This window comes from Vibrio sp. GJ43-1 (assembly GCF_055808835.1).
Genome location: NZ_CM147884.1, coordinates 977,020 through 1,001,188, shown reverse-complemented (window position 1 = coordinate 1,001,188; position 24,169 = coordinate 977,020). Strand labels below are relative to the sequence as shown.

29 protein-coding genes are annotated in these 24,169 nt (G+C 42.4%); 16 read left to right on the top strand and 13 right to left on the bottom strand.

Going from position 1 to position 24,169, the window contains the following annotated elements; translation table 11 throughout:
* Nucleotide 1 precedes the first annotated feature (1 nt).
* From AC0L66_RS04760 to bcp, 3 genes are all read left to right on the top strand, one after another.
* The gene (locus AC0L66_RS04760; protein ID WP_473568565.1) at nucleotides 2-223 is read left to right on the top strand and encodes a hypothetical protein; all 222 of its coding nucleotides are present in this window, start codon (nucleotides 2-4) and stop codon (nucleotides 221-223) included.
* Nucleotides 220-708 (top strand): bacterioferritin comigratory protein, encoded by a 489-nt coding sequence (locus AC0L66_RS04755; protein WP_473568564.1) that lies wholly within the window; start codon nucleotides 220-222, stop codon nucleotides 706-708. Before AC0L66_RS04760 ends, AC0L66_RS04755 begins: the two co-directional genes overlap by 4 nt.
* Before the next feature lie 114 nt (nucleotides 709-822).
* Nucleotides 823-1,287: a thioredoxin-dependent thiol peroxidase gene (gene bcp / locus AC0L66_RS04750; protein WP_473568562.1), complete on the top strand. Its 465-nt coding sequence runs from the start codon at nucleotides 823-825 to the stop codon at nucleotides 1,285-1,287.
* Between the two features lie 47 nt (nucleotides 1,288-1,334).
* Here bcp and AC0L66_RS04745 read toward each other — a convergent pair whose 3' ends face one another.
* On the bottom strand, nucleotides 1,335-1,679 hold the full coding sequence (locus AC0L66_RS04745; protein ID WP_473568560.1) for a helix-turn-helix domain-containing protein: 345 nt from the start codon (nucleotides 1,677-1,679) through the stop codon (nucleotides 1,335-1,337).
* Between the two features lie 103 nt (nucleotides 1,680-1,782).
* Here AC0L66_RS04745 and AC0L66_RS04740 point away from each other — a divergent pair, with 103 nt between their 5' ends.
* From AC0L66_RS04740 to AC0L66_RS04695, 10 genes are all read left to right on the top strand, one after another.
* On the top strand, nucleotides 1,783-2,313 hold the full coding sequence (locus tag AC0L66_RS04740; protein ID WP_473568558.1) for a hypothetical protein: 531 nt from the start codon (nucleotides 1,783-1,785) through the stop codon (nucleotides 2,311-2,313).
* A complete protein-coding gene (locus AC0L66_RS04735; protein WP_473568556.1) occupies nucleotides 2,307-3,686 on the top strand; it encodes a DEAD/DEAH box helicase in 1,380 nt (459 codons plus the stop codon). The genes AC0L66_RS04740 and AC0L66_RS04735 overlap by 7 nt, the downstream gene beginning before the upstream one ends.
* A gap of 103 nt (nucleotides 3,687-3,789) precedes the next feature.
* On the top strand, nucleotides 3,790-4,077 hold the full coding sequence (locus tag AC0L66_RS04730) for a hypothetical protein (RefSeq protein WP_102549240.1): 288 nt from the start codon (nucleotides 3,790-3,792) through the stop codon (nucleotides 4,075-4,077).
* A 658-nt stretch (nucleotides 4,078-4,735) separates the two neighbouring features.
* Nucleotides 4,736-5,728, top strand: a complete 993-nt coding sequence (locus tag AC0L66_RS04725) for a DNA-processing protein DprA (RefSeq protein WP_017086253.1) — start codon at nucleotides 4,736-4,738, stop codon at nucleotides 5,726-5,728.
* 115 nt (nucleotides 5,729-5,843) lie between these two features.
* Nucleotides 5,844-6,986 (top strand): phosphoribosyltransferase, encoded by a 1,143-nt coding sequence (locus AC0L66_RS04720; protein ID WP_473568554.1) that lies wholly within the window; start codon nucleotides 5,844-5,846, stop codon nucleotides 6,984-6,986.
* A 99-nt stretch (nucleotides 6,987-7,085) separates the two neighbouring features.
* The gene (locus AC0L66_RS04715) at nucleotides 7,086-7,547 is read left to right on the top strand and encodes a recombinase family protein (RefSeq protein WP_473568552.1); all 462 of its coding nucleotides are present in this window, start codon (nucleotides 7,086-7,088) and stop codon (nucleotides 7,545-7,547) included.
* 203 nt (nucleotides 7,548-7,750) lie between these two features.
* Nucleotides 7,751-8,395, top strand: a complete 645-nt coding sequence (locus AC0L66_RS04710) for a DUF4145 domain-containing protein (protein WP_473568550.1) — start codon at nucleotides 7,751-7,753, stop codon at nucleotides 8,393-8,395.
* Between the two features lie 81 nt (nucleotides 8,396-8,476).
* Complete coding sequence (locus AC0L66_RS04705) at nucleotides 8,477-9,082, top strand: hypothetical protein (protein ID WP_473568548.1); 606 nt, start codon at nucleotides 8,477-8,479, stop codon at nucleotides 9,080-9,082.
* 925 nt (nucleotides 9,083-10,007) lie between these two features.
* Nucleotides 10,008-10,190: a hypothetical protein gene (locus AC0L66_RS04700; RefSeq protein WP_473568547.1), complete on the top strand. Its 183-nt coding sequence runs from the start codon at nucleotides 10,008-10,010 to the stop codon at nucleotides 10,188-10,190.
* A 59-nt stretch (nucleotides 10,191-10,249) separates the two neighbouring features.
* The gene (locus AC0L66_RS04695) at nucleotides 10,250-11,404 is read left to right on the top strand and encodes an IS3 family transposase (protein ID WP_473568545.1); all 1,155 of its coding nucleotides are present in this window, start codon (nucleotides 10,250-10,252) and stop codon (nucleotides 11,402-11,404) included.
* Between the two features lie 884 nt (nucleotides 11,405-12,288).
* On the opposite strand, the gene AC0L66_RS04690 is transcribed toward AC0L66_RS04695, so the two are convergent.
* The 5 genes from AC0L66_RS04690 to AC0L66_RS04670 form a co-directional block, all read right to left on the bottom strand.
* The gene (locus tag AC0L66_RS04690) at nucleotides 12,289-12,633 is read right to left on the bottom strand and encodes a hypothetical protein (protein ID WP_473568543.1); all 345 of its coding nucleotides are present in this window, start codon (nucleotides 12,631-12,633) and stop codon (nucleotides 12,289-12,291) included.
* Nucleotides 12,581-13,189 (bottom strand): transporter family protein, encoded by a 609-nt coding sequence (locus tag AC0L66_RS04685; RefSeq protein ID WP_473568542.1) that lies wholly within the window; start codon nucleotides 13,187-13,189, stop codon nucleotides 12,581-12,583. The genes AC0L66_RS04690 and AC0L66_RS04685 overlap by 53 nt, the downstream gene beginning before the upstream one ends.
* 4 nt (nucleotides 13,190-13,193) lie before the next feature.
* Entirely contained in the window at nucleotides 13,194-13,373 is a 180-nt protein-coding gene (locus AC0L66_RS04680) for a hypothetical protein (RefSeq protein ID WP_244357435.1), read from the bottom strand.
* 65 nt (nucleotides 13,374-13,438) lie between these two features.
* Nucleotides 13,439-13,759 (bottom strand): hypothetical protein, encoded by a 321-nt coding sequence (locus AC0L66_RS04675; protein WP_473568540.1) that lies wholly within the window; start codon nucleotides 13,757-13,759, stop codon nucleotides 13,439-13,441.
* A 63-nt stretch (nucleotides 13,760-13,822) separates the two neighbouring features.
* Nucleotides 13,823-14,815 carry a DUF1989 domain-containing protein gene (locus AC0L66_RS04670; RefSeq protein WP_473568538.1) on the bottom strand — a complete coding sequence of 331 codons (993 nt, stop codon included), beginning with the start codon at nucleotides 14,813-14,815 and terminating at the stop codon, nucleotides 13,823-13,825.
* 168 nt (nucleotides 14,816-14,983) lie between these two features.
* Here AC0L66_RS04670 and AC0L66_RS04665 point away from each other — a divergent pair, with 168 nt between their 5' ends.
* On the top strand, nucleotides 14,984-15,859 hold the full coding sequence (locus AC0L66_RS04665) for a LysR family transcriptional regulator (protein WP_473568536.1): 876 nt from the start codon (nucleotides 14,984-14,986) through the stop codon (nucleotides 15,857-15,859).
* Nucleotides 15,860-15,867: 8 nt separating this feature from the next.
* Here AC0L66_RS04665 and AC0L66_RS04660 read toward each other — a convergent pair whose 3' ends face one another.
* The 3 genes from AC0L66_RS04660 to AC0L66_RS04650 form a co-directional block, all read right to left on the bottom strand.
* Nucleotides 15,868-16,737 carry a LysR family transcriptional regulator gene (locus AC0L66_RS04660; RefSeq protein WP_473568535.1) on the bottom strand — a complete coding sequence of 290 codons (870 nt, stop codon included), beginning with the start codon at nucleotides 16,735-16,737 and terminating at the stop codon, nucleotides 15,868-15,870.
* On the bottom strand, nucleotides 16,730-17,623 hold the full coding sequence (locus tag AC0L66_RS04655; protein ID WP_473568533.1) for a LysR family transcriptional regulator: 894 nt from the start codon (nucleotides 17,621-17,623) through the stop codon (nucleotides 16,730-16,732). The genes AC0L66_RS04660 and AC0L66_RS04655 overlap by 8 nt, the downstream gene beginning before the upstream one ends.
* A gap of 108 nt (nucleotides 17,624-17,731) precedes the next feature.
* Nucleotides 17,732-18,154, bottom strand: coding sequence for a hypothetical protein (locus AC0L66_RS04650; RefSeq protein ID WP_473568531.1), 423 nt, complete (start codon nucleotides 18,152-18,154; stop codon nucleotides 17,732-17,734).
* 333 nt (nucleotides 18,155-18,487) lie between these two features.
* Here AC0L66_RS04650 and AC0L66_RS04645 point away from each other — a divergent pair, with 333 nt between their 5' ends.
* A complete protein-coding gene (locus tag AC0L66_RS04645) occupies nucleotides 18,488-19,369 on the top strand; it encodes a LysR family transcriptional regulator (protein WP_244357455.1) in 882 nt (293 codons plus the stop codon).
* A gap of 34 nt (nucleotides 19,370-19,403) precedes the next feature.
* On the opposite strand, the gene AC0L66_RS04640 is transcribed toward AC0L66_RS04645, so the two are convergent.
* From AC0L66_RS04640 to AC0L66_RS04630, 3 genes are all read right to left on the bottom strand, one after another.
* Nucleotides 19,404-20,672, bottom strand: coding sequence for a twin-arginine translocation signal domain-containing protein (locus AC0L66_RS04640; protein ID WP_473568529.1), 1,269 nt, complete (start codon nucleotides 20,670-20,672; stop codon nucleotides 19,404-19,406).
* Nucleotides 20,673-21,247: 575 nt separating this feature from the next.
* The gene (locus AC0L66_RS04635; protein ID WP_473568527.1) at nucleotides 21,248-21,466 is read right to left on the bottom strand and encodes a hypothetical protein; all 219 of its coding nucleotides are present in this window, start codon (nucleotides 21,464-21,466) and stop codon (nucleotides 21,248-21,250) included.
* A 55-nt stretch (nucleotides 21,467-21,521) separates the two neighbouring features.
* Nucleotides 21,522-22,454 carry a DUF1989 domain-containing protein gene (locus AC0L66_RS04630; RefSeq protein WP_473568526.1) on the bottom strand — a complete coding sequence of 311 codons (933 nt, stop codon included), beginning with the start codon at nucleotides 22,452-22,454 and terminating at the stop codon, nucleotides 21,522-21,524.
* 302 nt (nucleotides 22,455-22,756) lie between these two features.
* Between AC0L66_RS04630 and AC0L66_RS04625 the strand changes: the two genes are divergently transcribed.
* Nucleotides 22,757-23,635, top strand: coding sequence for a LysR family transcriptional regulator (locus AC0L66_RS04625; protein WP_473568525.1), 879 nt, complete (start codon nucleotides 22,757-22,759; stop codon nucleotides 23,633-23,635).
* Between the two features lie 33 nt (nucleotides 23,636-23,668).
* On the opposite strand, the gene AC0L66_RS04620 is transcribed toward AC0L66_RS04625, so the two are convergent.
* Nucleotides 23,669-24,142 carry a hypothetical protein gene (locus tag AC0L66_RS04620; RefSeq protein WP_473568523.1) on the bottom strand — a complete coding sequence of 158 codons (474 nt, stop codon included), beginning with the start codon at nucleotides 24,140-24,142 and terminating at the stop codon, nucleotides 23,669-23,671.
* Nucleotides 24,143-24,169 lie beyond the last annotated feature (27 nt).

Here is a 24,169-nt window from a genome sequence, read left to right as displayed (position 1 = left end):
CGTGGATACTGTTTATGCTGAGGCTATGCGAAAAGAAGCCGAAATATTTATGTATTATGACATAGAACATGATGAATTAACTCCACAGTCAGCAGCAGAGTCATATATCAAAATTACCGCGGCTGAACGAATAATGAGTGATCTAGGTATTGATTATGAACCAGTATCAATACCACAAGAAGTCAAACATCTACTCATACCTCACGCTGGAAGCACATTATGAAGACCACCACAAAAAGCTTACTTATCGCAGCATTAAACCGTCTTCTCACAGACTCACCACATAACCAAGAACTACGGAAAAAAGTTCAATGCGGAAAACTCAAAATCAACAACAGTACAGTCGAAAAAGAAGCTGGTTTGTCTGTTGGGGCTCTTCGCAATCACCCTGACATAAAGGATCTGATACAAAAGAAGTCGCTATCGGCTCGCGTTAACAAATGTATGTCGGCTCAATCAGAAGTAGAGCTTTTACTAGAGGAGATTAAAAAACAAAAAAGTGAAAACACTCAAGCAAATAAGAAGAAAAAGGAATACTTAGATCTCGCTAGAAGTCATGAACAAGCATTAGCTACCCAAGCAGCTAATCACATCAAAATGATTCAAGAACTAATGGAGATGCTTCCTGCTTCAGAGCGTGAGAAAGCCATGGATAAAGTCGTTAACACTAGGCCCGATAATATCGTTGAAGGCAACTTCAGAAAGTAACTAAACCTAGTTTAGAGTTACCACTAGACAACACCACCAAGCATAGATAAAACTACACACTGAAATAATAACAAAGCTCGATTCAGAGTAAATTAAAGAAAGTAAGGATAACCCATGGCTATCGAAGCAGGACAAATCGCTCCAGATTTCACATTAAACGACCAAGACAACAACCCAGTAACCCTCTCTGAGCTGAAAGGAAAAAAAGTACTACTCTACTTCTACCCACGCGCTTCAACGCCAGGCTGTACAGTCCAAGCTCAAGGGCTTCGTGATACGAAAGCTGAATTAGGCGCCCACAATGTTGTGGTTCTTGGCGTCAGCCCAGACACTCCCAAAAAACTGACGAACTTTATCAACAAGCAAGAGCTGAACTTCACGTTACTGGCTGATGAGGACCACGCTGTGTGTGAGAAATACGGTGTTTGGCAACTTAAGAAGTTCATGGGCCGTGAAAACATGGGTGTTGTTAGAACAAGCTTCTTGATTGACGAGTCTGGTAACCTTGAGCATGTGTTCAATAAGTTCAAAACCAAAGACCATCATGAAGTTGTTCTAGATTACCTCAACAACAAATAGTATTTAAATGACAAACCGAGCCAGTGCCCTTTCGCTGGCTCGCGTAGCTAGTCCCCTTTAGGACAACTATTTTCAAATGACTCTTCAATAAGCCGCACTGTGACCTCAAGAACCTTCTGCTTATCCGTTTCAGAGAGCTTATTTAGATTCACAGCTAACTCCGCAGAAATCTCATCTTCACAAAAGAAGTAACTCAAAGGCACACCGAGTTCATCTGCAATTGACTTTAACGTACTGATATCCGGCGTATGTTTTCCCTTTTCGTATTGATTCATTCTCGGGCTTGCGGAGCTTTCATCCATACCTATACGCACTCCCAAAGCTTTTTGGGAGAGTTTCGCTTTTTTGCGTGCATCTTTAAGACGCTCAGGGATTGGGTTAGTAAATGACACTTATAGTTCATGTCTCTGATCTCAAGGTAACTAAGATTTTCTTAGTTTTACTGATTTCTGTATACTAAGCAATCCTTAGTTTTTGGTTGGTGTAATTTTGGAAATGAAACGGGATCGACGAATTAGTGCGGTCATGCACAAGTTATTGATAGAGAATGGGTTAGATGGGTTCACAGTGCTAGAAGCAAGAGATTTTTGGCTATCACTTGATAATGTGGACTCCAATTCTGCCGAAGCTCGTAAAAAGGTGTACCGAGCAATTTTTCACTTTGAAAAGAAAAGTTGGTTGCGAAGTGAAGGCTCAGGTCGGAAAAAGCGTTACTTTCAAACGGAACAATTTAAAGAGTTACATAACAATGTAACCACGAATAACCAAGCGGATATAAAGCCTAAAATACCCATTCAAAACTATTCTATTTTGAGCAATGAACGTAATGAATATAAGGGTGAACTTGAGATCGTACTTGGGGAGATTGACGAATATCAATCGATCGTATCTCGATTTCCTGAGCTAGAAAATAAACTTGCCCCTTTGCATCAAGAGGCTAAAGAGCGCGCCGCTTTATTGCTCGGTAAAGTGAATGTTTTAACAAGGGTTCTTAATACTCTCTATGAAGGAGATGAACCGTGTTAAGGGAATGGCAAGGTGAATGCTCCAACAGAGCGTTGAAAAAATATCAATCCAACGGCTCCCATTTCTTTTGCCAAGCGACACCAGGGGCTGGTAAGACAGTGCTTGCCGCTAATATTGCGTCAAGCCTGCTACAAAGTGACATGGTAGATCTTGTATTGTGTTTCTCGCCATCATTGACGGTTTCTGACGGTATAAAAAGAACCTTTTCATCGATACTTAATTGCACATTTAATGGTGGTATGGGAGCTATAGGGCAATCTTTAACATACCAATCTATCCAGTTCCTCAACGATGAGTTTTGGCAAACATTGCGGAATTACAGGGTCTTTGTTGTTTTTGATGAAATACACCATTGCTCTGGCTCTGAGGTTGAAAATGCGAACATTTGGGGGCAACAAGTTCTCACAAAGATTCAAGGGCTTGCTACTTTTACCCTCGCACTTTCAGGTACACCGTGGCGTTCAGACTCTTTACCCATTGTCATGGGTGAGTACAGCGACCCAGACGGACAGCTTCTTGTCGATTACCAATACACTCTTAAACAAGCTATTGCTGATGGTGTTTGTAGAACGCCTAAAATCGTCTTGGTTGATAATGAACACTTGTCTGTTAGTAGTTGCGAAAAAGTCGAATCCTTTTCATCAATATTAGAGATGCTTAAACAGACAAAAGCATCCTACCAGAGTGTTATTCACAACCAAGAGGCGATGGAATATCTACTCGGTTTAGGATGTGAGCGGTTAGAAAAAGTACGTATCAGATCCCCTAATGCCGGTGGACTGATTGTTGCAGCGTCGGTTCAACATGCGCAAACAATCAAAGAGATACTATCTCAAAAGTTTGGGCAAACCGTTTCTATCGTCACTTATCGACATGAAGAACCGCTAGCAGAAATAGAGAGTTATCGACAAAGCGACGCACAATGGATTGTTAGTGTAGGTATGATCAGTGAGGGTACTGATATTCCGCGCCTTCAAGTATGTTGCCATATGAGTTCGGTCAAAACGGAATTGTATTTCAGGCAGGTGCTCGGACGAATACTTCGTGTGAATAATACAATAAACCAACAAGCGTGGTTATTCACTTTTGCTGAACAAAGTCTGATTGAGTTTTCTGAAAGGGTTGAACAGGATATTCCTGAGTCTCGTCTCTATGTAAGTATGGGGAAACCTATCGAAACAGAGTTCTCTGGTCGAGGAAATAGCTTAAGTGTCGCGCTTCCGCTTGAGTCCCCAAAAGGCGGGAGAACAACAGTATCTTGGGAAAGCAGTATAGACAGTTCAAATAGTCTCTATGGAACACTAGGGACGTTTGATGAGCTTCGACTTGGGGCATTTAAGCAGAGAGTGATCTCGGCTTTCTCTTCTATGTAGTTGAAAAAACATAGGCTACAATTTCACTAAAGGCACACTGGGGAGGCCGGAATGAATTACTTTGCAGAGGACCCCTTCTAGGTAATGCAAACCTGGAGGGTAAATGAAAAGGCTAAAACAGCAGTACCGGAACCGTATAAAATACCAGTGCCAATATCTTTGGGATCTTTATCCAAGCGTTCGCAGTGGAACTCATAAGCACTTTTCTACCAAGCAGGAGAAGAGCTATTACTTTCTTCACAAGGTTGAGTGTAGAGGTTACCCAGTTAAGCTGCGCGCTGCACGAGGAAGAGCATTAGCTAACCCATGGGATGACTACCCGTCGTATGTGTATGGCCTAGCAAAAAGTTGGAAGCATAACTCGAAGCGCCAAAAACAATACTACCGATAACCTATCAAAGCTCTCTATTCTGGAGAGCTTTTTTATACGCCCCCTCTCAGTCGAAGGATAACTTATCAGTAAATCCATAATAAATTAATCTTAAGTCGTTGATTAAAATATAATATCTTACTCTTTGCGCTGGTACTTCTTAAGTGGCCACTCACATCGCAAGTTGCGATGCGCAGGTTGCGATGTGAAGTTAAAACCACCCGGAATCTTACTTTCTGTAAGAAGGGTTACACGTGCTTCTAATTAACACACTAGAGGGCAGCTCATTGTGTTGACGGCGCTAGGAAACACACTTTTGCCCCAAGACGTGTTTACTCTGGTAACAGTTTAGGCGTGAATGAGGAGGATACTCTAACGTTAAGACAGCACCTATTCCCGGCAACAAATCACCACTTCACCCTACTTATCACTTAAGCCAAACCCAGCTACTCACCCGCACTCATGTCGAACTAATACATCACGTACACGAAACGCCTACCTGTAAAACTCTTTATCTAGAACAAAATGTTCATGCTTTTGTCGGTTGGCCACTTGCTATATGCAATATAAATCAGGAAGATGGAAGCAATAAGATCGATTTGTCTTCGGCATTCAATCCAGCTTTAAACCCACCGCTCTCAGTACGAAAATCGGGCGCAGCTATAGCAAGGTATTTGAAATGGAAAATGAGCAAGATTACTGGAAAGCTGAAACCGTTGCGTTTCTAGCATTACAGTCTATACACGGCATCGGCTTTAGAACCTTGTATAAAATCGCGGCTCAAAAAATCAGCTTTAGAAAACTGATTAAAACAGACGACGTTGAGCACTTCGAAAAGATGCTTCACAAGAAGCTAGATGACTCTATTAAAGAGTCAGACGAATCGTGGATGCAGTTCAAGCTTGACTTGTGGAATAAGGGGCTTGAGCTTGCGCGTGATTACACCAAAAAGAACGTTCGTATTTTCTTCCATGACCAAGACACCTTTCCGCAGCAGTTGAAGAACACACCTGAGCCGCCGATGTGGTTATTCGTTGAGGGTAACTACCGAACGCTTCACCAGCCGTCTATTGCGATAGTTGGCAGTAGAAAATCTACCGAAGACGGACTCTGGCTAACGAAATATATTGTTTCAGCTATGGCTAATCAAGGACTTGCATCAGTAAGTGGCCTTGCTGACGGTATTGACCAGAAAGCTCACGTTGAATCAATGCGTTTTGGTGTGCCGACGATTGCTGTTCTCGGTACTGGTATTGATAGCAACTACCCGCGTGGTTCTGAACACTTACGAGCTGAAATAGTGGCTAATGGTGGTGCGATTATTACTGAGTATTTGATAGGTCAAAGCTACAGCGCACATAACTTTGTGCGCCGCAATCGCATTCAAGCAAGCCTTGCTCAAGTTACAGTGCCCGTCGAGTGGAAGATTAAGAGTGGTACGGCTCATACAGTGAACTTCACAAAAGACTACGGTCGATTCCTAGTAATGCCATATCTCTATCAATCAGATTTAGAAAATGCAGAAATAAAAGCGGTCAGTGCATATAAACGCGGACAAGTATTCAGCGTCCCTGACCAATCCAGTGATTTAATCGAGTTTTTAAAACAACCTGAAGAAAGCGAACCGTCACCAGCACAAGGCGAACAAGGTCAACTTTCAATGGATTTGTAAGGAGTTTGCATGGCTGCTAAACAGCTAAAAGGTGTGATTCTCAGCGTAGAAGATACGCTTATTAACACTAGACGGTAAGATTAAAACAGACGTGTTCGCTGAGGTAGAGAAGTTAATGGCTTTCTTTACACTTCGTGGGATTAAGCCTGTGTTACTTGCTAACCGAGCTTGGACACTTACGGATAACGACGGCAACAAAAAAGACCTTTACGACGAGTTCGAGAAGCATTTTAAAGACCTAGCAATCTTTACTCGACAGCGTGACTCCAAGATTCCGCCTAAGCCACGCGCAGCAGCAACTCAGTACGTTCTTGATGAAATGAGGTGGGAATCTAACGAAGTTATCTATATCGGCAGTAGCGACGATGATATGCGCACTGCTGTAAATGGCAAGATTCTGTTCTTGCGTGCGACTTGGTACAGTAATAATACTGACTACGGCTTCGAGTTTAGCGAACCGAAAGAACTTGCTCGCTTCATTGATACGCTTTGTCTACGTGAGCACTTCTGGAGTCATGAAGTCAAAGACGGTGACTTTGAGTACTACGCGTTAGCCCCGTTCAGTACGTACAAGCCAGAGTTCAGAAAGTACTCTGAAAATGGACGTGCAGCAGCTAAGTTCGGTCAAGGTGATGTTGACTTCTGGCTTGGCGCGCTAGTTACTAGTATGTACTTTACTGGCATTCATCAGCGTATTGATTTCATTGCTGCCTACCCTGGGCATAAAGCAGGAGTTGGCAACGACAAAATGAACGATGATCTTATGACTTTCGGCAAATGCTTCAACAAGGGCTATTTGCATGATTTGATTGAGCGTCACACTACAGCGACCAAATCTCAGAATGCGCGTAATGCTGGCATTGTGATTGACCACCATAATCAGCTCAACACTATTAAGCTGAACAAGCTACCAACAAAGAACTACAAAAAGCCTTACGTAAATGCTCCACTAAAGCGCAATAAAACAGTTTTGCTAGTTGACGATATCTGCACAAAAGGCTGGTCACTTGAAGCTGCTCGTAAGTACGTCGAACGCACTGGCGCTAAAACAATCATGGTTACATGGCTAAAGACCATCAACACTGATATTCAATCAATCGGTGTTACTCCAGTATTTGACCCTTATCAAGCAACGACATTTACCAAAATTCCATCAGGAAAAACGTACGGCTATCACGCATATCACGTAGACGGTGCTGCTTCAGAGGAACTTGGCGAACAGCTACAGCAATACATTGATTGGGATTGGCCTGTTTAATCCCATTGATAATAAAGCCCTAGCCATACGTTAGGGCTTTTCTTTATCACCTCCCCTTTAGCGTAATATCTCTATCATTTGAGTTGCTGACCTAGTTATGTGATAGAAAGCAATAATGCAGATACTCGTTGCTTAAGAGCACCGACTAACAGCCAAGACACAGCTCGTGCTAAAGAGTCTATGACTGACTTTTTGAAAAACATGAAACACTCTGTTTCAGGTTGGTTCATCGAAAATAAGTTAGGTGTAAGCTTGCATAGTCATGAGCTTATGCGTCTATTGGGTGAAGCTAACAAGGGATGTGTTCTATTCATTGAGCAAGTAGTCCGCCTAACTCGTTTGACAGCAGAAGACTGGAAACGACTAAGGCGAATCATCGAAGACAAGCAAGTGCATATTGTTTCGATGGATTTGCCGACAAAGAATATCTTAGTACTGCCCCTAAGTGAAATTACACAGGTTGTGTTTGTCAGCGTGATTATCGCTAGCATGTCTTTGCCCCATTTCTTCTCAGAACCACCGAGCGGAACACCTGACCAGTGCTCCAATAGACCAAGTTAATCTAATCCGTACTTTGGTCTCTTATACGGAGTCTTTCCGTAATTCGCCCCACAAATATATGCCGATTCACATAACAGCTTGATATCAGTTGAGCTTGATATCAGTTGAGTTTCATAATAAATAACAGCAATATAGACGGAATGCAAAGACGGAAAAAGTACGTCTATAAAGTGCTATACGCAATCATTTAATGGAGTATCAAATTGAAAGGTAAGTACATCACGCCATTTTTGCATGAAGAGGCTTTTAATTGCGTTAGCTGCCATGTCTATACAAAGCAGCACTGGTATTACATGAGAGGCTCAACTGGAGCCGATGGTTTCGGCGTGCAGAGAGAGGACAGTAGGTTTCTTATCTCCTACTGTGAGCATTGTGGCTTTCCTGCAATCTGGCACGGTGAGTCCATTGTATTTCCACTAAACCTATCTGCTGAGTCGCCAAATGAAGACCTACCTGATGAGATAAAAAGGGATTATGAAGAGGCAAGGTCAATTTTTAATCTTTCGCCCAGAGGGGCTGCAGCTTTACTGAGATTGGGAATTCAAAAGCTATGTGCGCATCTTGGCCAGCCAGGTAAAAATATCAATGCAGATATAAAGGCTCTTGTCGCTGCAGGCCTTCCTCATAAAGTACAGGAGGCACTTGATAGCGTAAGAGTCATCGGAAACGATGCAGTCCATCCCGGTACGATTGATCTTAATGATGACCGAGATACTGCAAATCAACTATTTCGGCTTGTTAATTTTATTGCTCAAAAAATGATTACCGAGCCGAATGAAATTGACGCAATATATAACAATCTGCCAGCTGATAAACTCAAAGGCATCAAAGATCGAGACGGTGTGTAATCAAGCGTATAACAAAGCCAGTCAGTAGGACGCTCGCAAGCTCGCGCCCCCGCTGGCGGCGTTATGCATATGAGAGAAAAAATGGAAACGATCGAGTTAGATTTCAAGCTGGAAGAAGACGATTTATTATCATTAGAGCTTTTCCATGAGCGCTTCACGATACTTTGGGAAAATTTTCAAGACTTGATCAAGTCAGGTTTCAGCTTAACGGGCAGTTACACTAGATCTGAAAATGGTGTAATTCAGTCTGAGTTCGGCCAGCTTAATCATTTTCGTATGAAAGGACTATTTGTTGATTTTCGCTTTTTCTATGCGCAAAAAGAGAAGACGCATTTTTACACTATTTGTAATAAGGTGCTCTCCAAAAACGTAAGTGACAGTAGATTTAGGCAAATGGTTAAAGATAACGTCGATGATTATAAAAAAGCTGGTATGACGAAAGGTTGGCATGGCTATGTCGCAGATGACCTGCTTAATTACTGGTTCAATGGTGAACTTTTCCACCTTGATGAGAAAAAGAGACCTAAAGTCAAAGGTGTGTTGAGAGCGATGGATAGTGATGCTGCCATGCATATATTGGGTGAAATAATTTATACACGTATGTTGGCAATAAGGAATATATGTGTAGTAAGTAAACCGTTGATAGAAGATAAACAAGCGGTTTTATTGCCACAAGAATATGCATAACAAGCGGTTAAGGTTTCAAAATATTTTTCTAATTTGATTGAAACCGTTTAGGGAAAAGTACCTAAACGGTTTCTGTCCAGATACTAGCTATGAGAATAATATTTTTAGACTTTACGGTCGAGCATGCCTTTACCCATTATATACCAGAAACTGAAAATACCCAGCGCAACAGATTACCTATCTCAGTTCAAACGTTTCCCTCTATTCGCATTAGCTAGAATTTTCATTAATTGGAAATGAATTATGATGAAAATCACGATAATTAGACCTATGTTATTGTTATTTATCAATCTTTTTAATGGCGTCGTTTTTTATGTCATTAGAACATGTAGGTCAATAAACCTATTCGGTATCGTATAATCAGGTTTGAACTTCACAACTAATCCAACTAATTTAATACTCTTACAGTCATGGCGCGAACTCCATTTGACAAAGTATTGGGAGCTAGCAAATTGAAGAACTTTAGGTTTACATACTTATCGCACCAGACAGTATCGCACTGAGTAGTATGATACTGTTTAGTTCGATAATAACGGATGGACAATGGAAAAATTTTACAACAGAGATAGGTTAAATTTTTCGTGTTTTTTTAACCTATCGCTCCAAATAGGTTAGCAGAGACAACCTTTTTAGAGTCATAGTAAATGCACAAGCCATTAGCCAATAACTTTTTGTCCAGAGGCTTCATAGAGCGGAAGTTTTACACGTGGCACTTTTCTATCAAAGTGCCTGCTAACTAAGATTTGCCCCAAAGTTTGCTAGCTTTGATACCCACAACATTTCTCCATGACTTCCTTTGACCTATTTATCCTAATGCGTTTACTATGAAACACATGCACTATGCGTTTACTACTAGTAACATATTTTATTAGATCAGCTATTTGGTGGGGTTGGTACAAAATGTTGGTTATTACACGAGGTGAAAATGCCTAATTATGAAGATGATGATTTGAATATCGGCAATTTAGGAGAGCATGAACTGTCAATTTGGTGCACAAAAGCCAGATTGAAAGTTAACCGTTCTCTTGAAGAAGATTCTACTGGTTGGGATCATCTCATTCGTTTTCCTTATGAAGAAACCTTGCTTCCAAAAGATGTAGTGGCATAGTGAATTTGGTCACTTAGTTAGAGGTGATATCATCACCTCATAAGTTAACAGGTGACACTATGACAAAACGTACAAGACGGTTATTTAGCGCAGAATTTAAGTTAGAAGCAGCGCAGTTAGTTCTAGACCAAAACTACTCAGTGACTGAAGCAGCCCAAGCCATGAACGTGGGTAAATCCACAATGGATAAATGGGTTCGCCAGTTAAGAGAAGAGCGCCAAGGGAAAGCACCGAAAGCTTCACCTATGACCCCTGAGCAAATAGAAATTAGGGAATTAAAAAAGAAACTGGCTCGCCTTGAAGAGCATAATGAAATACTAAAAAAAGCAACTGAACAATTCTTGATAATCAAGAAACTCAAGCAGAGCTATAGCGTAAAAACATTATGCGAAGTCTTCAATGTTCATCGAAGTAGTTATAACTATTGGCTAAAACGCCCAGCAGTAATTAATGCTGAAACAGTCAAACTTCGCAGCTTGGTTAGCGAAGCCCATGCTGCGAGTAATGGCTCTGCAGGAGCGAGAACCATTGCTGATATAGTGACAAACCAAGGCATGAATTTAAGCCGTTACCGAGCGGCAAAGCTTATGAAAACACTTGGTTTAGTAAGCTGCCAAGTACCACAACATCGTTACCGAAAATCCTCGCAGGAACATATTGAAGTTCCAAATCACTTAAGTCGACAGTTTGCTGTTACAGCACCAAATGAAGTCTGGGTTGGCGATGTTACGTATATTTGGACGGGTAATCGGTGGATGTATTTAGCGGTCGTTATCGACCTTTTTGCTCGTAAAGTGATTGGTTGGTCGATGTCTTTATCACCTGATAGTCGGCTAACAGGCAAAGCTTTGTCGATGGCTTATGAATCTCGCGGTAAGCCAAAAGATGTCATGTTCCATAGCGATCAAGGTAGTCACTATACCAGTCGTAAATACCGCCAATTACTGTGGCGTTTTCAAATAAAACAGAGTTTATCTCGTCGAGGAAACTGCTGGGATAATGCGCCGATGGAGCGCTTCTTTAGAAGTCTGAAAACGGAATGGGTGCCAACGATGGGTTATCGTAGCTTTGCTGAGGCTCAACAAGAGATCACTCGCTACATCATTGGATATTACTGCCAACTCAGGCCACATCAGTATAACGGTGGTCTAACTCCCAATGAGTCAGAACGATTATATTGGGAAAACTCTAAAACCGTGGCCAATTTTAGTTGACCACTACATTTACATTGTGCGCTGAGCGGCAGAAACCATGCGACTGATGAATACTGAGGTTGGTGACAATCGCTTTCTCTTCTGGGTTAGTAACTTACAACCGATATTCGGTCAGGCAAGTAGTGTTCATTACCCTACTACGCGAACACGACATGAGACTATCTGGCGCATTGGAAGACTTAAAAGAGCAGACTGACCACCCCGACTCTATATACGCACATTCAGCCGTAGAGGCAGTTGCCAGCATTTTACGTGACAATGACCGCACTGCTGATTATTACCGGGACTACATTCAGCATCTGTTGCTGTTATCAAGTACAGGAAATATAAATCCACAGAGACCACTGATCAAATGCCAATCAATTTCGCTTGTTTCATACCTCTTAAAAGCCTCATTCAGCAGTTTCAAAAGCGTGTCCTACTTCGGATTTTGGTTATGCTGTATTCGAGTCATGGTTTCTTCCAGATAAGTATTAGATAAACTTTTCATTACTTTGGAATGAATGATGATGAATATCATCGGTGGTACGACTATGTGGTTGTTTTATAGTATATTTATACGAATATAACTTACTGTGTTGATTAAAAAAAATAAGGAAACTAAACACTCTTCAGCATTGTAGAAGGCACCCTAAAAGCTCTAAATTTACATTTTGAGAAAAACAGCCAACACCGAATGTAGATTTAACTCTGAAAATGAGGCTTGATGACAATGATGCATTAAGACTAGCGTTGCCATACTGACTAAGTTGTTAAATGGTGCCTCAGCATCCAGCCGAGGCTACATCATAATTAGAAAAGGCGGATGAATACGCCGTCTGTAATAAAAAATATAGTCATAGCGCTAAGGCCAACTACAGTAACAAGTGTAAACATAGCTCCTCCTAAAACTTGTGTGAAAGTGTTAAGAAACCACGGGTTCCATATGAATGATTTTTCTGTCCGACTTCTTCATGAACTCGTAACGAAAGTGAACTGTTGATTGCCTCTATCGGGGTGCTGAACTCCATTCCTAACGCAGATACATGAGAGCCATAGCGCCCCATGAGCAAGTAATTCGCTCCATCATATTGCACACCGCTATCACGATTTAAGTGGCCAATATGATAGGCGTACCCGCCGAGTGTCATACCATTATCAAACTTGCGTATCAGTGAACCTTCAACGTAACCGATATCACCGAGCTTGCCAACGCTGTCCATTGCGAGTTGTCGCGGTGCGATGTTCATACTGTAAAGCGCCGTTTACTTGCCACCGTTCATTAATATCGTAAGTGACACCAGTGTTGAGCGTGTGCATGTCATAAGCTTTGTCGATGGACATGCGGGAGGACTTTAATCCTAATCGCACCGAGTAGCCAGCCACGACATGTAAATCATTTCCAACAGTCCAATTAAGTCGGATAGGATGTAACCACGGGCTTCCACTCACGCCTACGCCCACTTCTTCGCTACCGCGGTGGACACCACCAATTACACCAGTGATACCAAAACTATATCGACCCCCCAATATTCTGGTATCGGTGTAATAACTTAGATGAGGCAAAATTAAATCCAATGATGTGTACTTATCCGAAGCATGGTCTTGACCGTTCGCGTTGATTCCTCGGATGTTATAGTGACCGAGTGTAATAGCACCAAGCCAACCTTTGCCTGGGTCTTTTGATGCATTTGCACCTGCCCCACTACCTGGCTGCGTCGTCGTTAGCTCAGGACTACCAATATCGACAGCTGCGAATGCACTAACTGATAGCAATAATAATGCTGATAACGATAGTTTCTTCATCACATCACTCCATTACCAGAACATGGAATACTGCCTTTGGGTCACCATAGTTAACCCCATTATTTTCTTCAGAAGCGAAACCACTTGGCATCACTAATAACCCAGTAACAATGAGCAACACTCGAGTGCCTATTGCAATGTATTTGCTGCGACGCTGACCCACAGCATGTGAAAATATCTTCATTAGAAATACCTACTTCAATAAAAAAGCCCCGCAATTACAGGGCTTCCTTGCCTTTGGCTATTGTTTTATTGTTTGTTGCGATTCTTTCGTTTGAACATCGAAAGACACTTTGTTTTGACGAGTGCCAGAACGGGCTTGCCCAAAATGAATATTGGTAGTGCTGCCATTGCCTCAGCTGATATCAGATAACCTGCAGTGAGCTCAGTAATTTCCAAAGCGGACAGGCTATAATGAACGCTGATCGTAGAAATCATGACTGGGCTAGAAAGCATAAGCGCATTACCCAGAATCATTACTGCTAAGGCTATTTTTTTTGTCGGTGTATTAACTAAGTCTTTTAGTGTTGGTGTTGGCGCTGATGCCACCGGACTATTAATCGTTTTCATATTTACCTCGCTTAGGTTGAAAAGAGCCCCTATGACTGGGGCATCCTCCGCTTGGGCTGGTGACTAAAAACCGTTTCCAGTACCAACTTTTCCGTGCTTCATTCCCGGTCTACCTTGCATGACCCAATCCACTGCATTGATTGATTTCAATGGTGTTGTCTCAATGGTTTCGAGTGGTCCATCTAATCCTTCAAGAATCTGAACCTTGACTGGATAGCACGTAAATTCCTCCAGTGAGGTCGTGTTGTTCTGGTCACCTAAAGGACAAGGGCTGAACGCCACGTACATGTCGTGGTGAACCAATACATCGACATGGTCCCCTTTCGTGAAAACACCTTTTGACGGGAACAGCGAATAGTTCGTTGGGAATCGGTCATAGGCCATAGGTTGAAAGTGCATGAATACATGAGGCGTATGAAGTTCACGCGCTTTCTCCTCTCCCAATAGCTCAACGAATGCCTGTGCAAGATTCGAATCACAGTTGTTGATATTGGGTTCACCTAGGTAGGTTTCCATCAAAGCGGCATTACAACGACCCGATGGATAAATAAAGCTATGTGACGCGAGGTCGCCATACATTTCTTTGAGGTTGTCGTGGTCTACCGTGTCCTCGATAATCGTTGCAATCGGGCGCGCATATGGCGTGTTTGAGTAATAGTGCTTACCTTTCGTAAACACCAAATCGCTAAATGAAGCCGTACAATAGCTGTCTGCGTACTCACCTGTTGGGTTATCTTTCATGAGATATACTGTGTCGAGAATTTGAGGGCCATCAATCAGTTCATAGCGAATAACTTGACCTTTCTTTAGCTCAAAGCTGTGGCCCTGATATGGTTGGCAAATTCGCTCTTCAACGACACGTAACCCTCTTGCTGCATTAGCCATCGCTGCGTTAGTGACATCGTCGTATTGTGCTTTCAGCACTTTTTTATGTTGTCCTACTTTGTCGTCACCCGTGTCTTGCACGTTACCTTTTGAGAAAACGTGATAACCAGCTTCTTTTACTGCTTCAAGTGTTACTGCATCGATCGTTGATTTAATGTTTGATTTAGACATTGTGTTTACCTCGACTATTTAACTTATTACGTTTTATGATGTATTCATGAACTTACCTGTTTGACGTCCTGTCGTTTCCATGGGTTGTACTTTATAATTTGATGCGAAATTTCCAAAAAAGGGTTCCTACGATTTTTCTGTAGGGTGTAGATGGGAGAGGTCTAGAAAATGGTAAATGTGGATCATGTATCCCTGTTTGTAGCGTCAGTTGAATGTGGTTCATTCTCAGGCGCTGCAAGGGCTAAAGGGAAAAGCTTAAGTACTGTTAGCTTTGCTATATCTAGTCTGGAGGATAAGCTGGGGCTTTCGCTGTTTGATCGTAAAAGTAAATACCCCACCCTTACAAAGGAAGGCGAAGCTCTGTATCGAGTATCACGAAATCTACTTAGTCAAAGTGAACGTCTGGTTTCACTAGCTAACGGATTATTGAACGAAGTCGAAGACACGTTAACGATAGGTATTGACGATGTCGTTCCGTTTGAAGTGATCGAGAGTGGCATCATCAAACTTCAAAATAGATACCCAAACGTCAGAATTAACATCATTAGGCATTCAGTGTCTGAACTTAAACAGCTTCATAAAGATGGAAAGGTTCAACTTCTTATCGTTTTGTCAGAAGGGACGTCGGATGATGGTTGCGAATTTATACATTTCGCCAACTTTGATGTTGTCGCTATTTGCTCTCCCGAATCCCCGCTTTCAGAAACCCCGCATATTGATGCTGAGTATCTAGCTTCTCAGCGCCAGATCTGCTGTGACACTATGAAAAGTAACCCCGGTTTTCAGCAATATATTGTTGGTACAGATACTTGGGAAGTGAGCGATTTTGAAGATTTAATTCGCTTGGTAGAGTTAGATATGGGCTGGGCAGCAGTACCGAAGCCAATCGCCGAACGGTACATTTCGCTGGGAACCGTCACTCGCTTTGATACCACAAAAGTGAGCAGAGCAAGTGATATTCTGGCCGTTGATCTTAGATACAACGTAACGGCGAGCCAAGGGGTCGCTCTCAGGTATCTCATTGAGCAATTGTCAGCCAACTAGCTTTATTTTTAATGACTAGGTGCTTTTGAAAAAAGCGCTTCAACGTATCGGTGCACCGGACCTTTAATACTAGATCCAGAGGATAGCATGTAGACTGGAAATGCATGCTCTGAAACCGTTAACCCACTATCGAAAGTAACTACTTTTTGCGCTTGATGAAACTCTTTCGTCAATTCCACTGGTACCAGCGACCACCCGTATCCTTGAGTCACAAGGCTGACAGCGTCTTCTAAAGTCGTACATTTTATGCGAGGTATTGGCAGTGCATTTAGTCCTTCCAAACTTGTTTCTAGCAGCAATGTAATACTTTGGCAAAGCACAAACAGTCCTGTTGCCGATGAGTATTGATTTCGCTCTTTGATGATATGATCAGGTGCTCGAATCGCGACGAGGTTTATACTGCATTTGGTTATACTGCCACCATCATGAGAGCCAGGTATCAAAGCAAGGTCGAGACTACCAGATTGTAGGGCTCGCCAAAGATCGTCCCTGTTACCTCTTTTTACCGTTAACTTGGTATTTGGATACGCATTGGCTACTTTCGCCAGTTCCGCTTCAACAAGACTCAATGGTAGTAGCTCTTCAATGCCAACGGCTAGCTTTTCTTCTACACCATTTACGAGGTCACGAGCCGCTGAATCAAGCTTTTGGGTCTGACTTAATAGTAACTTGGCTGAGTCGTAAATGATTTTTCCATCGACTGTCAATGTCGGAAATTTGGTTGTTCTATCGAGTAATAACACATCTAGGTAAGACTCCAACTGACCGATTGAATAGCTCACCGTGCTAACACTTTTGTTACGCAATCTCGCTACTGCCGAAAAAGAGCCCTTATCAACGATATCAATAAATAACGATAGTTGTTCGAGGTTAACCATGAATTTGACCTTTAGCTTCTTTACATAAACCGTCTAATAAGCTCTGCATGACTGGGCCTCTTTTGAAGCTAGGCTGAACTCTGAGCTCCAACGGAATGCTTGTCGGGACACATTCGACCGCATTGTGGAACTCTACAATTGACCCTGCTTCTAAAAACACTTTGGCACTTTGTTTCGGTAATATTGCCCATCCGAGGTCTTGTTCAACCAAGCGGATTTGCTCATCACATCTTTCCACCACCCAAACATCACTCGACACAGTGTGCTGAGAGGACAGTGAAACGTTTGTGACCTGATCTTCGGTCATAATTTGGCGATACAAAGTCAAAGCTTCAAGTAACACTACATCCTCATCGGTAAGGTAAGAATCAGGAGAGCAAACTGTAGTCAAATCTAGGTTAGCTATGTGATAAAACTCGGTTCCGGACGTATTAAACGCATCAGCAACAATGATCGCTGCATCAATATCACCAGTTTCAAGCTGATGTAACAAACGTTTAGCCGACGCGCGAATCAGTGAAATTTCTAGCTGAGACTCTGTTTCAATGTTGTCGATGAAAGGTTGGATGAATGAGATTGGCACTATCCCATCTAAGCCAATCGTTATTTGAGACTCTTGCTGAGTCGTCATTCTTGAAATACTGTTTTCTAAGCGTGTCGCTTGCCAGCACACCTGCTGCGCCATGTCGTAGAGTTTTTTGCCCTCTTCAGTCAGGTTTGCTTTACCGCCAGAGCGATCAAATAAGGTGCACCCTAGATAGTCCTCTAACTTGCCCACAGTAACTGCAACCGTAGTTGTCCCTTTAGAAAGGTGACGCGCGGCTGCTGAAAAAGAGCCGAAATCTGCGGAAGTAATGAATATTTTGAGATGCTCTATGTTCATCATTGATACGCTCGCGTAACAAAAGGCTATATGCAAAATCTAACACAAACATGGAGCACTATCTTCTCTAACTTTCCTACTCGCACTTATTGACATGACCAAAGCGAACACCTAATCAGTGTAGACAGCACTTGCATTCATCATGGCTTTGTATAACAACTCACTTCTCTGCTTGTAGCGCAATACTCTAGCTTCAACAAGCAGGTCTAACATCACTACGAAGGCTAAGTTAATAATACTATTTTGACTACCATTAAACCGACTCATACATTTATCAAGATAATAGACGAACTCTCGTTTCCTACAACATTGCGTAATATATGACTCGCGATTTAAATAGTTCGAAAAGTCTGGGTTAGGGTTACTAATCTTGTCGTTAATATCTTTTAAGTTCATCTCCGATAACTGACCAACCAGAGATTTATCGAGATAGAAGCCATCAAAATGACTTTGAATCGTTGGAATTAGTTCTCTTAGCACAAAGACACATTTCTCTGTATCCAAATTGGAGTGATATCGCATAGCCGTCTTCATTTTCATGCCTTACAACTTTAAACACATTACATATCAATTAAGTTAACGAACAAATCATTCGCTTGAGCTTGCTCAGTGGCTGCTATTTACTAACAGATCATCACCATGCTAGACTTCTCGCCATGCAGGCTCAAGTAGGGTTCCTACGAGTTTACCGAAGGGTTGACCTCTTATATTTCAATCAGTTAAAAAGTAAAGTCATTGAGAAAATCGCTTTATGTCTTCTTTAGTTCCCACTCACATGAACAAAGACGAATCTCGAAATCTATTGCCTGTTTTGATAGTCGCTTGCGCCCCTCTATAATGTAAGAGGTGTCATGAATCGGAGTCCTTATGATTAACCTTGAGTACGTAAACTATTTCATTTGTGCCGCTGATTCTGGATCATTCTCTTCCGCTGCTAGGAAAAAGAATAAAGCGCTCACAACTGTTAGCGCGGCTATTGCCAATTTAGAAGATCAGCTTGGAGTCAAACTATTCGATAGAACCACGAAATATCCGGAATTGACTCCGGAAGGACAAAGAATGTATGAGATTGGCGTCCAATTGCTCCGACAAGCCGAGAGAATGGAGATCATGGCTCACAGCATCATAAACGATATTGAGGAGCAACTTGTGATCGGCATGGATGAGCTCGTCCCTTTCTCGCTAATCGAACCTATCATTGCAAAGTTTGAAGCCAAATTCCCAAATACCAAACTGAGGCAAACTCGCAGTACCGTAAATCAACTCTATCGAATGCTCGACACTGAAGAGATAGATCTCGCCATTCATTTTGCTAATAGCTTCAAGAATGTATCTGCTGACTACTATCACATTGCCAATATAGAGATGGTCGCTGTTTGCTCTCCCGATTCGCATCTCTCGGATTCTGGTGCAGTTAATGGTGAGCAACTCGTTGAGACCAGACAAATTTGTAGCTCTGGCCTAATGAACAATGAAATGTTGAACGACTTTATTGTTTCAAACGAGGTGTGGGAGTTTGCCTCTACAGACGATGTAATAAGGGTTGTGGAGAATGATTTGGGTTGGGCAATCGTTCCCAAATCCATTGCGGATGAACGCGCTCAACTAGGGACGTTAAAAGTCATGAATCTAGAGAATAACTTTGCCAAGACCACGTTTATGCTCGATTTTAAAGTCAACCCAAGCTTGAGCCACGGCCCAGGTCTATCCTACATGGTGGAACAACTAAAAGGCATTCCAAACTCATAGAAAAAAACGGCCGCATAGGGCCGTTTTACTAATATTATGATTGACGCCATATACCCGCTGTAGAACAGTGGATACCTGAGCCAGTCAATGAATAGATTGTGTTATATGGCACTTGCTCACACAACCAACCTCTCCCTTCCAACTCTGATACAAGATTGTCGCATCCTGCTGGAAGAATCAGTTTCTGATCGCCAAGAGGCTCATTGTTACAAGCACCTTGCTTAAAGTCTTCGTAAGATACCTTAATCACTTCCCAGCCTTTAAGCGCTTCGATCTCTTCAAGAGGTGTAATCAATGCCTCTTCATAGACGGCGACTAGTCCCTCCTCCAGTGGAGCCATCATACAATCAATGTGATAAGTATAATTGCTATTGAAATACACAATCTCGGTTTCCCACCCCAGCGGCTTGAGCATACGTGTTAGGATTTCTGCGCCATATTCATCACCGCTTGAGCGAGGTTTGCTAGGGTCATTAATATGTGATGGATCTTCTACACCAATACCAATAATGACTTTTTTATTCAAAACAATTGGGTCCCCCGGCGCTAGGAATGGCCCTAAGTTCTTGCGGTCTGCTGCCGGAAAATGCGCTGGCATCGACATCCAAATTGCTTCTTTATCGTTCTTCATTATTTCGTTAATAGCTTCGCGATGCGCTAACTCTGAGATGCATGAGTTCGATACTTCCCAGAACGACACAAACGCATGACCAAATGACTCACTCGCAGACTGTCCAAACAAAGTCCATTGACGTTGACCAGCCCATGCATAGTTGTAGTCAACCAACTCTTTTGGCGTTGAGCCTGTTTCATTACGGATCACATGCACGCCATGCTTACGAAATGCAGCCGCCAGTGCGTCAGACTCATTTTTCATTTGTTGTGCAATTTCTGGATTCGACTCCCACAAGTTCGTGCCACCGTATTTGACCATAAAGTCTTTAATTTCATCTGGCGCTCCCTTCAATAGGTTGTTGTATTCCCACATATCCACATCTGGAATCCACAGTTCACTGGCATTACCAACCAATACAGCGCGTGCTTTTGCATATTCGCTTTCAACGTAATGACGAATACCCTTTCCTTGCTCGGCCATACCAGGGATCACCTCTCCTTCTTTAGGAATCACGTTTTTGAAATCTTTCGCGGTTAGGTGCAGCTTTGCCTTAGACGATACTTTGCTGTTGCTGTTACTCTCGCTTGCCATTGTTAAGCCAGGAACCATCGCGGCTGTCACTCCAGCAGCGCCTGCCATACCTGCGTTCTTCAAGAATTCTCTTCGGTCATTGTTTGTAATAGACATATGTATCTCCAACTCTTTCGGTCAATGTGTGATTAGTGAAGCGTTCGCTTCGTTCATTTGATGTACACATTATGACCAACAATAGAGAAAGCAGTTAGTAAGTTGCTTACCGATTTTTCGAACGAAAGGTAATAACTCATCAGCTCCCACCGGAGATAGATATTTCCCTCAAAGCGCAAAAAGGCGACTTTTTATGCTCTGCTATTACTTGAGTAATCTTATATGCCTTACGATTATTTTAAATGATGTTTAATATTGCCCTGCAAGCACAAGATGGCGTTGGTTCGATCTTATAACTTGGAACCGCCACCTAGTATTGTTCACCCGTATGTTGATTAAGTGCAATGCAGGTTCCTTAAAGAATGGTTAATACGAAGAAAACGCGCAGATTAGAGCAATGACGTGCTTCTAGATGCCCCTAGCAATTAGCTTTTTATCATTTCCCAAAATAAGAAACCCCGCATAGGCGGGGTTTCTTATTTTCCATTTTAATTAGGTAGAGGAGCATTTGAACGCTCGCTTGAGTCTATTGGTGACAATGGAAGAGACGCCCTTCCCTAAAATAGGGCGTCCTCCTAAAAAAGTACCTCTCCAACGACCCAGGTTGTTCCAGCAAAAGCACTCCCCTCTACTACATCAAGGTCGAATATTGCAGCTGCAGCCGTGCCTACAAATGGAAAAAGAACGGTTAATGACATTCCTAAAACAAACATAATGAACACAAACGTCTTGAAAGGTGTATTGACCGTGTCTTTCAGTGAACGAGAGCTACGCGCTTTACTCATATTCTTCATGTGCGATACCTCACTTAATAAAAGCCCCGCATTTGCGGGGCCCCGTGCCACGTCATCACTTTGTTGGGGCTATTTTTCCGGTAATCATTCCCGGGCGACCTGCGAGAACATAGTCCACAGCGTTGGCGCTCTTGAGGTTTGGACTTGGTGCAGTCTCAAGCGGAGAATCTTTACCCTCAAAAATCTTTACTTTCACTGGCGAACAGACCATCTCTTCCATCCCACCTAACTCGTTCTGGTTGCCCATCGGGCAAAGAGATACCGCGACTAATAAGTCTGCATGTGCTAATAATTCGACAAAATCACCTGTTCTAATCACCCCCTCACTTGGGAAGTAAGTCAGCGCTGTATCTGGCTCTTTATCAAACGCAATTGGCTGAAAATGCATAAATGCAGCAGGCTGAATATATCGACGCGCAAGATCTTCTCCACCTAACTGTAAGAATGCTTCAGCGAAGTTTACGTGACAGTTATTAGCGTTGACTGTGCCATAAGTATGCTCCCAAGTAGACGCATTACAGGCCCCATTGTGAATGACATAAGAATGCGCTGCCAATGGTCCATATTTTTCTTTCATGAACTTGTTGTTTACAGTATCTCGCGTAAGCGTTAGCAATGGTCGGCCAAAAGGCGTATTCGAGTAGTAGTGCGAACCTTCGACTTGTACATGGGGCCCAAAACACGCGGTGTTAAAGCTATCTGCATACTCTTCCATCGGGCGCTCTTTAACCATGTAGAAACAATCAATAATTTGCGAATCTTGCATGACCTCGTAGCGTACTACTTGACCTTTTTTGATTTCAAAACTGGAGCCATGATATGGCTGCATTTCAAATTCATGCACCAACTCTAGCTCACCATCAATGGATGCTTGTTTGGCTTTTTTTCCTGCTGAATCGAACGGTGCGTTCACTTTCGCTTTAGCCATTTTGATTAGGTCTAATTCTTCCATAGCTGCTTGATTAGTCGCATTTGTTGATTTATTCATCTTAATAACCTCATTCATTTAGTTCAGTTTCATCAAATCCGTTTGCAACTACTCGAGCGATGAGTCCAGTTACTCAATTTGCTAAACGCCATTCCGATACGTTTCAGTACTGCAGACGCAAATTCACTTGCATATGCTTTATGTTTTCCCAACCTAAAAAGTCTTAATTCAAACCATTCTCAGCTTGACTTTTGTTGCTATGACTAGCTTGGATGACTAGACTGTAACAAGTTACACTGGAATCGCGAAACAGCGAAACTACGAAAATTCCGTACCTAGATATAGTTAGAGGAGCCATAACAATGCTCAACATAGAACACTTGACTCTGTTTGTGTCCGCCGTCGAGAGAGGATCGTTTACCGCTGCAGGAAAGGCTCACAACAAGAGCCTGAGCACTGTAAGCTCTGCAATTTCAAGCTTGGAAGACAAACTTGGTATCGAATTATTCGACCGGACCGGAAAATACCCTGTTCTTAATACCCAAGGCCGTGCCATCTACCCCGTTGCCTGCAACCTGATTTTCCAAAGCGATAAGATTGTATCTATTGCTAACAGTTTTCTTAGCGATGTTGAGGACAGCATTACTATAGGTGTTGACCAAGTCGTTCCGATAGAGCTCGTTGAACATGGTTTGATATTGCTCGCTAACGAGTACCCCACTATTAACCTATCGATAATTCGAGGCAGTTTGGTCGATTTACGCGAAGCATTAGCACAAGAGAAAGCACAATGTATAGTTGTACTTTCAGAAGGGACCTCTGGTGATAACTGTGAGTTTGTTCACTTTACAAACTTCGAAATAGTTGGGATATGCTCTCCAGAAAGCAATTTGGCAGGTACAAATATAGCAAGCATGTCAACGCTAGCATCACATCGACAAATCTGTTGTAGAGCGATGTTCGATAACCCAGGCTACCAGCAATTCATCATTGGATTTGAAACATGGGATGTGGATGACTTTGAGGGTGTTGTAAGGCTGGTTGAGCTCGACTTAGGTTGGGCATTAATACCGAGAGTGGTTGCTGAAAAATATGTAGCTCAAGGTACTATTAATATGCTTGAAACGTCAGAAATTAGTCGTACTAGTAATATACTTTCTGCTGAAGTTAGGTTTCCGTCTAACTTAATTCGCAGACCAGCCTTAAGTTTCCTTATCTCGAAGCTCACGCAGATGGTGTAAATGGCGCAATCCCTTGCTCATACGCGGATCATACTAATAGCGCAGTATTGCTACCACCCGATGGAAAAATCGTTGCCCCACTACAAGGAAACCTATTAACACACAAAAATCATAAGTCAAAGAATTGATGTAGGTCGTTCCGATTTGCCCGTTTGATAACAATACCTGCTCTGGAAAAGCATATAACTCAATGGTTGTCGCCAATAATCCGGTGCCAATAAGCGACAAACCTGAGTAATATTTAAACTTGCTATCCACATGCCAGCCGACCATGTGACTAAACAGGGTTGAAACTTTAGATACAATCAACTTAACGTTTTCTCTACCTGCAACAATCGCTGCGAAAACCATAAAAACTTCAGGTCCCCCAACGATGGCTACGCCAATGATGGACGTTTTCCAAGCCGATGATAAAGAGGTACTTAGTACAAGTGGACTTACAATAAAAGGTAGGGCAACGCCTAATGCGACAAGCACCACTCCTAGATAAAACCGATATTTATTCACGATACACTCCCCATACAGTTTAAACAA